Origin of the sequence: Protofrankia sp. Cj3 (genome assembly GCF_917627355.1) — a bacterium.
Lineage (GTDB): Bacteria > Actinomycetota > Actinomycetes > Frankiales > Frankiaceae > Protofrankia.
The window spans coordinates 1-12,790 of the sequence record NZ_CAKJTR010000043.1; the positions used below are offsets into that span (position 1 = coordinate 1).

The window sequence follows — 12,790 nt, forward strand, 5'->3', positions numbered from 1 at the left end:
GGGGTAGATCACAGTGGGGCGATGCTCGCCGCCGCCTGGGAACGGTGCAGCGGCCAGGTAGGGCTGGTGCATGCCGACCTACGGCGTGCACCTGACACCCTGCCGCCGGTTCGACAGGTGCTGTTCACCTCCGGGGTCCTCCAGTACGCCCTTGAGGATCAAGCTGGAGTCCTGTCCGGTTATGCGGCCCGCTTGACCGACGGAGGTCGGCTGCTGATCGATGTGAAGGCGTTCTGGGACGATCCGACCTACCGCACCGCGCTGGACATGCCGATCACCATCCCGCAGCAGATTTACCCCCACCCGGATGGCTCGGTGACGGTCGCGACCACGATCAGCATTGACCGCACCAGGCAGGTTGTCACCGAACGGGTCCGGCACACCGTCATCAGCCCGGACCGGACCCTGCTGGAAGATGCCGAGTACATCCACATCATGCGGTCCTACAACCTGCCGGAGCTCTTGCTCATCGCAGAATTGGCCGGACTACGGGTTGTTGAGGTCCGTACCCGGTACAGCGAATCTGCCGGTTCACCGGAAGCCGTGGTCGGCGCCCGTTACATCCTGGACATACGCCCATGAGCACACTTCGCCAGTCCGGCCGCGCTGGACAGCCGGACCAGGCACTGCGGATCGCGGTCGGTTCGGACAAGGTGACCACGGTGGCCGGTCTCGTCGTGCGATACCTGGACGAGGCTGGTCACCACGTCAGCTATCTGCTACCGCCGCTGCCTTCCGGCGACGGCTGGACGCCACAGGCCGACGGCTGGGTGACCGTCGCCGTCGACGTCGGCGAGGCGGTCAGTAACGGCCATGCCGATATCGGGGTCCTGCTGTCCTTTACCGGCACCGGCGTGTCGATTGCCGCGAACAAGATTCCCGGGGTGCGGGCGGCGCTGTGCGTGGACGCGGTCACCGCCGCGGCCGCCCGGCGGTGGAACGACGCGAACGTCTGCGTGCTGTCCTACCGTCTGGCCACCTCGACCACCGCCGCGGAAATCCTGGATGCCTTCCTGATCACCGAGCCGGAACCGGCCACGTCAGTGGGGGTCGCGGCGCTCGCCGCGCTGGAGGCTTCACGATGATCCCGTCGTTGTCGTTACGGGGCCTTGGATATCCCGACGATGATCCGCTGGCTGTCACCCGGATGGCGGTCACCGCCGGATTCGCGGGTGTGCACCTGCACCTCCACCGGACCCCACCAGACGATCGCGCTCGTCTTGCGCGGCTCGTCGACCGCCATCAGCTCACTGTCACCTGGGTCTACCCGACGGATGATCTCTTTTTCGTCGACGCGGCCACGCGGCACAGCGCGTTGGCCACGTTCACCACCACCGCCGCGTACAGCGCCTGGCTGGGGGTGGCCGTGGTCTCCTCCTGGCTACCAGCCGAAATGATTTCGATGGGGGTGCGTCGGCACGTCCTACCGGGAGCGCTCGCGAACCTCGTCGATCTCGCCGGCGCGGCCGGGCTGGCGTTCGGTATCGAGCACATCCATCCACCGATCACAGCGTGGCGTGCCCATGGAGGCCCGACCGGCAGCCTCACGGACCTTCTCGAGCTGCTGTCCGTGCTCGGCCCGACCGCCGGACTGGTCGCCGACAGCGCCCACCTCACTGCCGCGGGCGTTCTTGACGATCCGGCGCCCACCGCCGGCACCGGGGCCGAGGACTGGGCGGGCCGGGTCGTCGACGTGCAACTGGCCGACCCGGCACCGGCCGGGCAACCGGAAGACGCACGGCGCTGACCCAGCACGACCGGCCGCATCGAGCACGCCCGGCTGCGCAACCGGCTCGCCGACGTCGGCTATCGCGGACCGGTGATGGTGGAAGCATCTGCCGGTCCCGGAGTTGCACCCGCCAATGCCGCGCTTCAGGCCAGAACCTTCCTCGACACCCTGCTGACCACCCGTCTTGATCATCTGGGGCGCAAGAGCGTCGCCGACGGTGGTGGCGTGTGCACGTCTGACACCGACGATCCTCGCGGGGTGGGCAGGAGACACGCCGATCCACTCCGCGGGTGGCGACCGAGGGCGCGGTAGCGTCGCGAGCGCTTCGGTTCTCGTCCACACGCCAGCTGCGCCGGCTGAGGTGATCGGTGTTCGGCTGATGTCGGTGGTCTCGACTGGCCCTTGGGAGGTTCGCGGTGCCGCTGCTCGATGACGAGCCCCGATCGATCATCAAAGATCTGGTGGCACGAGTCTTGCCGTACGACCGTCAGGAGGCCGACGACCAGGCGGAGATCCTTCGGTGGGTGGGTTCGGGGGCGCCGCTGTTTCGTGTGCGGTCTCTGGCCGTGCCGCCCCGGCATCTGGCTGTGTACTTTGCCTTGCTTACGAGCTCACAGGCACCACAGACCGACCGGCTTACCAGGCAACCAGACCATTTTCCCTGCAACCGAGGGGGCCAGCGAAGCGGCCAGGGCACCTTGCTTGACGAGGACCGCCGTACCCTGATGCTTGTTGATCATATTAAGGCGGGGTGCTGGTTGCTGCCCGGCGGCCACGTCGATGACGGTGAGGATCCCTGTCAAACCGTGGTACGGGAGGCGGCCGAGGAGCTGGGGATCATCGCACGGTTCCATGCCAGGCTCGGCGGTGGTGAGCCGTTCTTCCTGACGGTGACGCAGACCCGGGGAGCTCACAGCCATACCGATGTGACGTTGTGGTTCGTTTTGGCGGCCGACGCCGGTGAGGCGATGCGTCCTGACCCTCGCGAGTGCCGTGGGGTGGGGTGGTTCGGGCTCGATGAGCCGATCCGGTGGGACACCGCCAGCTTTGATCCACAGATGCACCGTTTCATCGCGAAACTGAGTACGGCGTTGGACGGCGTCCATCTGGCGAGTGGCGCACCGCTGCCGCGATCTTCTTAGGCAGGGTGCCAGCGACTCACGTGCTGGGGGCGATCGTCGAAGCGTCGCGGTCGTGTTCGGGACACGTTTCCCGAAGACCTCGTCTTCCAGGGCGGTACGGGTGGGTGCACTGATCTGCCAGGCCGTCCCCCACGCCGAGGTAACGGGACCCGGGTGGGCCGACACCAGCGACGAATCCCGTGAGATCGTCCGCGAAGGCGCACGAATGCAGGAATCTACGCCCAGGCCCTCGTCTCGTTGAACGCTTCCTTGCGGCGGAGGGCGTCGGCGAGGTTGATGTCGAGCCGGTTCGCGATGGCGCACACGAAGATCAGGAGATCGGCGAGTTCCTCGTCAACCGTGCCGACGAGCGATCCGGTGGCGGTGCCCAGGTTCGCACGCTTGCGGATGGAGAAGGTCGGCACGGACGAGGTGATCTCAGTGATTCGACCGGACAACATCCCGTCGATTCGGGTCGCCGAGCGGCTCGGGGAGACGTTCCAGCGGACGGAGCACCTCCATGGTGCCGACAAGTCCGTCTACGCCGTCACTCGGGAGACGTGGGCGGCGCGGACCGGCGACTGACCCTTGATCAGGGGGCAGCCGGTTGCTCCCTGATCAAGGCGGGTTCGTAAGACACGATTCATGATCCATCGCTACCGACGGCTACACGGTCTCGGGCTGAGAGCTGACCTTGCCGGACCGGTCATCAAGGGGCAACTCTCGGGCGGCACGGGAGGCCAGGACCGGTGGACACGGCGCTCTGCCTCTGCCTCCGACACCCCGCCACGGGCGGTCGGGACTCCGTCCGCGGCGGGGTGTCGGGCGATCGCGGACATCAGCTGAACGGCAGCGCGAGCGTCAACGATCCGGGCGACGACGTCGGTGGGTAGGGCCTGGGGCGCGCAGGCACCGCCATACACTCCTGGGATGGGCGTCGACACCGCTCTACCGTTCGCCTTCCAGCACTTCGAGAACAGCTCTGGGCGTGACGAGCCGGGGCTGCTGATCGGAAGGTCGCGACTGGCCAGGCGGTCTGACAGCACGAAGTCTTCGGCCGGTAGCAGGTGCCTGGCGGGCAGCGGCAGGCAGTCGGTTTTGGCGGCACCGTGGACACCAGTTACCCCAAGTTCAGCGCGTAGACCGCGCGGTCCTTGCCGGGCCCTTTGAAATCCCTGGTCACGGACACTTCGTCGACGAGGATGTCCCCGTCGAGGTTGACGAATCCCATGGAGGTCCAGGCCGCATGGGCCGCTGTGTTCTCGGGTTCCGAGGTGAGGTAAAGCTGTGCGCAGCCCCATTCGGTCGCCCGGTTCCGCACGGCTGTCAGCAGCTTTCTGGCGACCCCGCGCCCGCGGTGGTCGGGATGGGTGACGACGTCCTGGACGTAGACGTCGGACGGGTCGTCCTGGCTGCGGAACGCGATGACGGCGCCCGCGACCTGGTCACCGACAAGGCCGACCGGGCACGACGAGGAGAACAACCGAGCATAAAGCCAGTAGTCGGAACCGGTACGTACTCGAACGTAGGGAGCGCCCAATTCCATAAGGTGCTGCACCTGCGGAATCAGGTCCTGTCTAAGCGCCGCGACTATCATCGAGCTCCTCTCCGCTGGTCCCGTGTACCAAGGCTGCGAGGCTTTTGGCCGCGGTGTCCGGGTGCACCGCTTCCGTGACGCTCCGGCCGACGATCAGGATGTCCCAGTCGGCGCTCTCGACGACCGCGAAGTCGGTCGCGCTGAAGCCCCCGGACACCGCCACCGGCAGGCTGCTCCAGCCACGTACCGCCCGTGCAGTCGCGAGCGGGTGCCGGCTTCCGACACCCAGGTCGATGTTGGTCGTGACGGCGAAGCCGTCGACCCCGGCGCGTTCCATGTCGCGAATCCACTCTTGGCAGGCGCGGGTCGGCGGGACGTCGAGGAGAATCGGCACGCCGAGCCGCCGGCCGGCGTCAACCGCGGCGGAGACGCTGGCGGAGGTCGCGGGCCCGATGAGGAACACCACGTCCGCGCCGGCCTCGGCAGCTAGGACGACCTGGTCCCGCCCCCAGTCCGCGGACATCATTTCAGCGACGACGGCGACGTCCGGCACCTCACGTTTGACGTGCTCGACCGCGGCGACACCAACTTCCTTGATCAGCGGGTCGCCGACTTCGAGGAAGCCGATCCCCGCTGCCGCGGCGGCTCTCGCGACGGCCACAGCCTCGTCCAGGTCGTGGAGGTCCAGGGCGACCTGGACCGACCGCTTACCGCGCAGCCGCCGATAGGTCTCCCGCCGTGAGGGTGCGTCCAGCGGGAACGGTCGACGCGCGACGTCCGCGCCGCTACCCGCGAGCGCGTCGGCTTCGTGGCGGACGAGCCAGTTCGGGCTTTCCCGTCCCTCGGCGACGAGCCGCCGCTTGACCTCGCCCGGCAGCTGACTCCAGCCGGTGTGTATCTCTCGGAGCAACGCGAACAGGGCCTGTTCTCTGGCCCTGGACGAGCTGTCGGTGCTCGGTTGGCCGTGCAGGAGCCGGAGTCGTTCGACGAGGGGTGCGATGTGGGCGGGGCAGCGACGCCAGCGGTGGTCCACGACGAGCAGGCTGATCGCGGTGTCGGCGAGGAGCTTCGTGGTGGCCGGGTCGGATAGCAGTCCGTGTAGGAGACGTTCCCGGACGTGCCAGTTGTCGTCGCGTAACAGTGCCGCGAGATGGCGGCCGGCGTCGCCGGGACGCGCCTGTCCCACGGTCAGCGCCGCGGCGGCGCGCACTTTGTAGTCCCTGTCGTCGATCAGCCTGCCCATGAGGGACTGCGGCGCGGCCGAGTGCGGTGCGTGGTCGTCGCCGAGCCCTTCCGCGAGCGCGGCCCGGACGCGCCAGTCCGGGTGCCCGAGCAGGCCGTCGAGTGCTGCCGTCAGGTCGGGATCGTCGCCACGGAAGAGGACGAAGTGCCTCGCGAAGAACGTGGCTACCTCGGCCTGGTCGATGTTGGCCGACGCGAGGAGCCGGCGCACGCAGTCGCGGTCGAGGGTGCGCTCGACCGCTTCCGCCGCGTCAGCCCAGATCGTGGAGCCGAACCTGCATAGCAGGCCTACGAACCACGGGTAGTAGTCGTCGCCGAGCACGCCCACAACCGCCGGAATCGCGAGCAGCGACCGCGCGAGTTCCAGGGCCGTGTCCTGGGTGCACCGTCGGGCGCAGGTGCGGAGCACCTCGTCGGTGGCGAACCCGGCCCCGCCGCCGACGAGTTTCAACATCAGCGGGAGCGTCGTGCCGACGGTAACGGTCGGCGACAGGGCGACGGAGGCGACCAGGTCGCGGGCGGAGGTGTCGAGGCAGTACACGACGAGCTCGAAGACGTTTCGCGCCGTCGCCGAGGTGGCCGCCTTGACAGCCAGGTCGTTGAACGCCCCCACCGTAGCGACGGATCGTCCCCGTGCCTCCAGGAGGCTCGCTATCCGCGTCGCGAGGAAGTACTCGCCTACGACGTCGTGGCCGAACTCGGGTTCGCCGATGGGCGAGAGCCGTAGGAGCGGCGGCGTGGCGGTACGGAGGGTGTCGACATCGGGCTGGGCCGCCGGGCGCCGTTCGCCGTACTTAGCGAGCCGGGTGGGGACGAGATCGGGGGCCTGCTCCTCGGCCAGGTTCGACAGCACCCGCACCGCACGGTCCGCGTCCTGGCCAGATGCGCGAAGAATTGCTTTCACGCAGTGGTCCAAAAGCCGGTAGGCGTTGACCGCGCCGGGTGACGTCCCGTTGTCGGCGGCCTTGACCAGCTGCATGTAGAGGGGCAGGCGCACGAGGTGCTGTATCGAGGGCGGCAGTGCCATGAACGACGGGTCGCCGGGCACGCGGGAGTCGTCCCACGCTTGCTGTGCCTCAGCATGCTCCCACGGTGCCATCCGGTACGAGGCCCCGCACCCCGGCGCGCCGGGGGGCTCGAAGACCGACGCGGTGAGAACAGGGTAGGCGGCCACGTCCGTTTCGGGTGGCGTCCTGACGACCAGCAGGAACCGCACCAGGTCGTGCGTGACCTGCCTGAGTACGCCGTCCACCTGGCGGGCGACGTGGCTGAACTGCGTTTGGTGCTTCATACCGTCGACCACGACCAGAAGAGGCCGGCGCAAGGCGGCACCTTCTCGTTCCAGGGTCAGCAGCGGGTCGTCTCCTCGTGGGATCGAGGCGTACCGCAAGATCTCGGTGGCCAGGTCGAGCTGCGTCGGGTCGTGCCACGAGTCGGCGGTGTGAAGTTGGACGTCGGCCTGGTCTGCGAATTCCTCCGCGAGGAAGTACGTCAACCGGGTTTTGCCGCATCCAGGCGGCCCTTTGACCAGGAAAACGCGTGACGGCGACCGCAGGAAACCGTGTAGCCGGTCGGCCGCGGAAGGCGGCGGCAGGTAGATCATGCGTGAGCTTTCCGCCGGCTCCACAGCCTGCAGGAGAGCGCTCGTCCGAGACGACGAACGGGGGCCCAGCGTCGCCCGGATGGCCGGCGGCGCACCGCGAGGGCCACCACGCTGACTCGACGCGGACGGAGAAAGTTCGTCCGAGTCGGAAGAAGTCTCTGAGGGCATGCCGCCGGCCGCGAGCGTCGTCTCGAATCGTAACTGGACGTCGACCGATGCTCGCGCCAGCTCCGTGTCGAGTATTTGCTGCGTTTGATAGCGGAGCCGGGCGTCGCTCCCACGCCTTTCCCAGCTGGACACCGCGGAGTCGTTGACACCCAGCCGCGCGGCGAACTCGCGCACACTCATGCGCTGCGCCTCGCGGAGTGCCCGAGCCTCTCGGCCGGACCATCGCACGACCGTGGCCATCAACATGCCTCTCAGATCATGTCACGCCGCGTCGCGACTCCGATTTGCCAGCGTAGCGGCCTATGGCAGGAGCAGCGAGCTGAAACTCGGGCAAGACTAGGACAGCGCCTCGTTCCTCTGCCTTATCGGTGCTGCCAGGCTCACCATCAGCAGTCGTGAAATGCAAGGTGGAATGCCCACTTGCCAGGGATCAAGACACCGCGCCCGGCCGTGAGCCTCTGCGTAACGAAAGGAGGACTGCGACCGTGGCTCTCCCCGCGACAGGGGCGCGTGGCATGACTGCGCTGCCATCAGCGTCCGCCATTCCACTATCCGGCGTACTGACATACCAGACGGAGGCGTTCGCAGGGGTCGGCACGTGTGACGACCGCGTCGCCACGACGTCGACCCTAGCTGGCGCCTACCAACCGGCAGTCGCCTCGGCGCTGGTGCGGGGTGCGGCCAGCGACTGGGCGACGATTCTCACCGATGTGGTCGCCTCGATCGGCGCGCTGACAGAGATCGCAGGTTTTGAGACTACGGCGTCCGGCCACGAGGCACGGCTACGCCTACCTGGCAACACGGTTCTCCGTGTGGTGGCCGGGGCGCCGGCGCGCCCGAAGGCGCACCCCCAGAACGCCATCGTGGTGTCGGCCGTCATCGAACGCGTGGGCGACACCGCCTCCGCGGAGCTGGCCACGCTCCTTTCGACGGTCGAACGGGTCAGGTTCACACCCTTGGAGATGGCTGAGCTGCGCGCGCAGATGCCGCTGACTGCGACGCTGCCACGGTTCATGGCGCCGCGGTGTCTGGCCACAGTCGCACCGGTGCTCACGGTGCACCACATGAGCGACTTCCTGGTCATGGTCGACGCGGTGACGGCCATGGGTGTCCCGGTCGCCGGGATCACTGTGATCGACAAGGGCTACCGCTACCGCCACACCGGTCGAGTCGACGCGCAGCTACGGGCATCGGGGATCGCCGTGTACCCGTGGACCGCCGTGCCCGAAGCGCTCGCCGACCACACCGATCGGGCCCGCGCCCTCGACCGCCGAGGGCTGCTGGTGGACGACGGCGGTTACACCCTGCCGGTGTTGCTCGACCAGCGGCCGGACTTGGCGGGGGCGTTCGTCGGGCTGGTCGAGCAGACGACCTCCGGTATTGCCAAGCTCGGGCGCTTTGGCGACCGGCTACCGCTGCCTGTGTTCAGCGTGGCCGAGTCCCGGCTGAAAGCGACCATCGAGTCCTACGGCATCGCCGACGCGTCGGTGCGCAACACGCTCGACCTGTTGCCGAACGAGAAGTTCGAGGGCCAGTCCGCACTCGTGATCGGATTCGGGCGTATCGGCGAGCAGGTCGCCGAGGTGCTACGTGCCCGGAGGATGCGCGTCGCCGTCTACGACGCCGCGATCGTCCGGCTGGTCGCGGCCCACGAACGAGGCTTCCAGACAGACCGCTCGCTGGCCCGGCTACTCGCCCACCACCGGCCCCTGCTGATCGTGGGGACTACCGGCCAGCCGTCGCTGCGCGGCGAGCACGTCGCCTCGCTGCGCCGCGACTGCTTCCTGGTGTCCACCACGTCTCGCACGAACGAGTTCGCCCTCGACGAACTCGTCGAAGAGGCCAGGTTCACCTCTGACGCGGGTGTGACAGGCTTCCGGCTCCACTTGGCCTCCGGGGCTACCGCGACCGTCGTGGCGGACGGCTTCCCGGTCAACTTCCACCACGCGGAGAGCCTGCCGAACAAGTACTCCGACCTTGTGCTCGCCGCACTGCTAGTCGGAGCGGTGACCCTGGCACGTCCCGACCACGGCTTCGACGCCGGCCACAACGTCGCCGCGACCGACGCAGCGCTGGAGTCCAGCGGATTGCTCGACCGCTACTACCGCCGCTTCGGTCCAGCGGGTACGCAATGAGCGGCATCGCCGTGACCCCGGAGCGTACCTTCCACCTCGCGCCGCCGCCGTGGCGGTTGCCCTCCGAGGACGGTCTGGTCGCAGTCCTCGACGCTGGCCGAGCCGCCACCCCGGCGCACACAGTTCTCGACGAGGTCGCCTATGGCGCTCTCGCCTGGATCGCGACCAGCGAGGGATTTCTACCCGACGGTCCGGCCTCGCTTCCCCGCGTCGGTGTGAGGGTCGCCGCGCTGGCGCCAACTGGCGTGGGCGAGGTCCGGGTCGCACTCGCCCACCAGTTCGCCGCACACCTCAGCGCGCTGCGGGACGGCGCGGGCGTCGTCGTCGGCCAGTGCCTGACCAGCGCCGTGCGGCCCACCCCGCCTCCCGACGCGGTCCGCATCCCCCACCTCGCCGCCATCGACCAGGGAGACCAGACCGCTGACACGGTGGTGTGGGAGCTCATGACGCGGGACAACGCCGGCGTCTGGCTCGGAGGCATGCTGCCCGACCAGGGATTCTTCGAGGCGCACCTGTCCCTGTTGCTCGCCTTACGCGCCGCGGTACGAGCTCACTGCGCCCCGGCGGGTGAAGCTGGCCGGCGCCTGACCACGCTGCTGCGTCACCGCTACCTGTCGATCCGGCTGGTCTACCAACACCCGGAAGTGTTCCGTGTCCTGCTTTCCGACCTGGAGAAGGTAACAGCGAATGACGATCAACTCCTGGGCCGACACTGACGGCGAACTGGCTGCCGCATACGCCCGCCACGCCGGCAGCATGCGCGGCGCTGTCCGCCAGGCCCTGGTCACTCGGGCGCTGCTCGCGCACCTGCCGGCCGCGCCCCGACGTGTGGTCGACATCGGCGGCGGTGCCGGGCAGCAAGCGCTCGCCCTGGCCCACGCCGGCCACCAGGTCACCCTCGTCGACCACGACCCTGAGATGCTCGCCGCCGCCCAGTCCGCACTGCTTGCCGAAGACCCGGGAATACGGCAGCGGGTCGACCTCGTGGACGCTCGCGGGGAGGACGCCGTCACCGTCGTCGGCGGCGACTGGGACCTGGTCTGCTGCCACGGCGTCCTCATGTACCTTGACGACCCCCGCCCCATGCTCGCCGCCCTGGTCGACTTGGCCCGCCCCGACGGTGGCCTGATCTCCGTCCTCGGCAAGAACGCCCGCGCGCTGGCCATGCGCCCCGGCGTCGAAGGCCGCTGGAGCGACGCCCTGACGATGCTCGAATCCAACAGCGAAACCGGGCGACTGGGCGTCCCCAGCCGCGCCGACACGGTCGACGACGTCACCGCTCACCTCGCCGCCGCGGGAGCCCCGACCATGGTTTGGTACGGAGTCCGGATCTTCACCGACCACCTCCGCGACACACCCGTCGGAGCCGATTTCGACCTCGTCTGCGACCTCGAATGGGAAGCGGGCCGGCGCGACCCCTACCGGCACGTCGCACGCCTGTTCCACCTCGTCGCCCACCGGACTGGCGCATGACCGACATCCCACCAGTTGGGACGGTACGGCTCAGCATCCCCGGAGCTGTCGCCGTAGCCCGCCGATCCTGCTCGCCCAGCTGCTTCGGCTACCACGCAACGTGGCGATTGTTCCGCCTTACTGGCCTCAAGGCGAACCCCGCCTGGCATGCCCGCTTCTACCACGCGGCGCTCGCCGACCTGCGCGACTCCGGCGGGCGGCTGCGGGTACTCATCTGCGCCGCCTCGGACGAGACAATGCTCGCCACCCTCACCCAGTTACTCGGCCGGCACCGATTCCAGGCCCACATGGTCGACGCCTGCGCTACGCCGCTGGCCCTCGCCGCCGCCTACGCCCACCAGCACGGCATCGCGGTCACCACCCAGCAAGCATCCGCACCACAACTCCCCGACCTGCCCGGCCCCTTCGAGGTCGCCGTCACCGACGGACTTCTCTCCCTCCTCAGCACTCAGGCCGACCGGGACACCCTGCTCGCCCGCCTCGCCAGCCTGCTCACACCCACCGGGCTCCTGCTCTACACCACCCGCATCGCCGGACCCGCCGGAATACTGGAATACGACCGGCTCGGACGCGCCGTCCAGGCCGCAGCCATCCGTGTCGGCTGGCCGGGCAGCCCCCGCCAACGACGGAACGCCGCCCGCCGAATCCGCACGCAGCCCTCCCGCCGCAGCCCCTTCGCCACACCGGGCCAGGCCCGCGAGGCGTTCGCCCAGCACTTCGCCCATGTCACTGTCGAACGTCGCTCCGAGCAGCCGTCCCTGGCCCTTCGACTCCACCCGTCCGCCTGGACAGGCCAGGCGAGCTACTGCCTCGACGTAACCGCCCACACCCCAACGCTTGCAGCCGTACGCACACCATGAGCAACCCATCGTCGATCTCGGTCGCCGACTACCGGCCATCTCCCGCGCTCGACGCCGAACTCGCCGAACTCGCCTACGCGTCCGTCCGCGGCTGGCCGGACCAGCGGCCGATCACCCCCGCGCTCGTCCGCTCCCGCCTACGCGCCGCCGGGGACGCACCGCCGACCTCTCTCGCGTTCCATCGCGACAACGCTGGCCGGCTCAAGGCCGCCGCTGCGCTACGCTGGCCGTCCCGATCCCATGCGGTCGGCCGCATCTGGGGACCGATCGTCCACCCCACCGCCCAGCGCCGAGGGCTCGGCCGAGCCCTCCTCGACGAACTCGGCGCGCGCACAGCCGGAGTCGACGGCCGCGTCACTACCGCGGAAATCCCTGGCACACGACACCACGGCCGCGCCCTCTTCCAAGCAGCCGGATGGGCGCCGACCGGAACCTCGTCCCTGTTGCGGTGCGACCTCCCACTGGCCGCACCAGCCCACCCACGTCTACGGTTCCGGCAACCCGAGCCGGGCGAACGACTCGACGACATCGTCGCCGAACAATACGAGCACACCTACCCAGGAACGCATCACGACACCGCACAAGAAACGCTGGCCCGATGGTCCGCAGACGAACGCTTCTCCCCGGCAAGCCTGACCCTCGCCGAAGACCGCCAAGGCATCGCAGCAGTGGCCCTCGCCTACCCGCTGGCCCACACCGACCCCGTCGAACCCGCCGAAGCCCTCCTCGGTGACCTCGTCGTCCGCCCCGGCGAACCCACCCCAGGCCTGCTACGCCGAGATGTGGGCATTCGTGCTCTCAATGTCGCCGCCGGACATGGAGCCCGAGTTGGACGCATCGTCACAGGCGACGCCCACCTCGCGAGAGCCCTCGTCCAGGTTGGCTTCGTCCTCCTCGACACCATCATCTACTATGAGGCGGA

The 12,790-nt window shown here is 68.8% G+C and carries 13 protein-coding genes; 10 read left to right on the forward strand and 3 right to left on the reverse strand.

The features are described from left to right. The 4 genes from MJ783_RS08310 to MJ783_RS08325 form a co-directional block, all read left to right on the forward strand. Positions 1 to 582 (forward strand): trans-aconitate 2-methyltransferase (locus tag MJ783_RS08310; RefSeq protein ID WP_239309746.1); only part of this gene is annotated, 582 nt, incomplete at its 5' end. Further along, positions 579 to 1,085 carry an RpiB/LacA/LacB family sugar-phosphate isomerase gene (locus MJ783_RS08315; RefSeq protein ID WP_239309747.1) on the forward strand — a complete coding sequence of 169 codons (507 nt, stop codon included), beginning with the start codon at positions 579 to 581 and terminating at the stop codon, positions 1,083 to 1,085. The genes MJ783_RS08310 and MJ783_RS08315, both read left to right, overlap by 4 nt. Beyond that, positions 1,082 to 1,747, forward strand: coding sequence for a sugar phosphate isomerase/epimerase (locus MJ783_RS08320; protein WP_239309748.1), 666 nt, complete (start codon positions 1,082 to 1,084; stop codon positions 1,745 to 1,747). The genes MJ783_RS08315 and MJ783_RS08320 overlap by 4 nt, the downstream gene beginning before the upstream one ends. Positions 1,748 to 2,145: 398 nt before the next feature. Continuing rightward, on the forward strand, positions 2,146 to 2,871 hold the full coding sequence (locus tag MJ783_RS08325) for an NUDIX domain-containing protein (protein WP_239309749.1): 726 nt from the start codon (positions 2,146 to 2,148) through the stop codon (positions 2,869 to 2,871). A gap of 215 nt (positions 2,872 to 3,086) precedes the next feature. On the opposite strand, the gene MJ783_RS08330 is transcribed toward MJ783_RS08325, so the two are convergent. Then, positions 3,087 to 3,275 carry a hypothetical protein gene (locus tag MJ783_RS08330; RefSeq protein WP_239309750.1) on the reverse strand — a complete coding sequence of 63 codons (189 nt, stop codon included), beginning with the start codon at positions 3,273 to 3,275 and terminating at the stop codon, positions 3,087 to 3,089. A gap of 16 nt (positions 3,276 to 3,291) precedes the next feature. Here MJ783_RS08330 and MJ783_RS08335 point away from each other — a divergent pair, with 16 nt between their 5' ends. Beyond that, complete coding sequence (locus tag MJ783_RS08335) at positions 3,292 to 3,435, forward strand: hypothetical protein (RefSeq protein ID WP_239309751.1); 144 nt, start codon at positions 3,292 to 3,294, stop codon at positions 3,433 to 3,435. Between the two features lie 535 nt (positions 3,436 to 3,970). On the opposite strand, the gene MJ783_RS08340 is transcribed toward MJ783_RS08335, so the two are convergent. Both MJ783_RS08340 and MJ783_RS08345 read right to left on the reverse strand, forming a co-directional pair. Continuing rightward, positions 3,971 to 4,447, reverse strand: coding sequence for an N-acetyltransferase (locus tag MJ783_RS08340; protein WP_239309752.1), 477 nt, complete (start codon positions 4,445 to 4,447; stop codon positions 3,971 to 3,973). Then, the gene (locus tag MJ783_RS08345; protein WP_239309753.1) at positions 4,428 to 7,580 is read right to left on the reverse strand and encodes an orotidine 5'-phosphate decarboxylase / HUMPS family protein; all 3,153 of its coding nucleotides are present in this window, start codon (positions 7,578 to 7,580) and stop codon (positions 4,428 to 4,430) included. Before MJ783_RS08345 ends, MJ783_RS08340 begins: the two co-directional genes overlap by 20 nt. A 335-nt stretch (positions 7,581 to 7,915) precedes the next feature. On the opposite strand from MJ783_RS08345, the gene MJ783_RS08350 reads away from it, so the two are divergent. The 5 genes from MJ783_RS08350 to MJ783_RS08370 all read left to right on the forward strand — a co-directional run. Beyond that, positions 7,916 to 9,535 carry an NAD(P)-dependent oxidoreductase gene (locus MJ783_RS08350; RefSeq protein ID WP_239309754.1) on the forward strand — a complete coding sequence of 540 codons (1,620 nt, stop codon included), beginning with the start codon at positions 7,916 to 7,918 and terminating at the stop codon, positions 9,533 to 9,535. Beyond that, complete coding sequence (locus tag MJ783_RS08355) at positions 9,532 to 10,251, forward strand: hypothetical protein (RefSeq protein WP_239309755.1); 720 nt, start codon at positions 9,532 to 9,534, stop codon at positions 10,249 to 10,251. The genes MJ783_RS08350 and MJ783_RS08355 overlap by 4 nt, the downstream gene beginning before the upstream one ends. Next, on the forward strand, positions 10,223 to 11,008 hold the full coding sequence (locus MJ783_RS08360; protein ID WP_239309756.1) for a methyltransferase: 786 nt from the start codon (positions 10,223 to 10,225) through the stop codon (positions 11,006 to 11,008). Before MJ783_RS08355 ends, MJ783_RS08360 begins: the two co-directional genes overlap by 29 nt. Continuing rightward, the gene (locus tag MJ783_RS08365; protein WP_239309757.1) at positions 11,005 to 11,868 is read left to right on the forward strand and encodes a class I SAM-dependent methyltransferase; all 864 of its coding nucleotides are present in this window, start codon (positions 11,005 to 11,007) and stop codon (positions 11,866 to 11,868) included. Before MJ783_RS08360 ends, MJ783_RS08365 begins: the two co-directional genes overlap by 4 nt. Then, the coding region (locus MJ783_RS08370) for a GNAT family N-acetyltransferase (protein WP_239309758.1) at positions 11,865 to 12,790 on the forward strand (926 nt) is incomplete at its 3' end. The genes MJ783_RS08365 and MJ783_RS08370, both read left to right, overlap by 4 nt.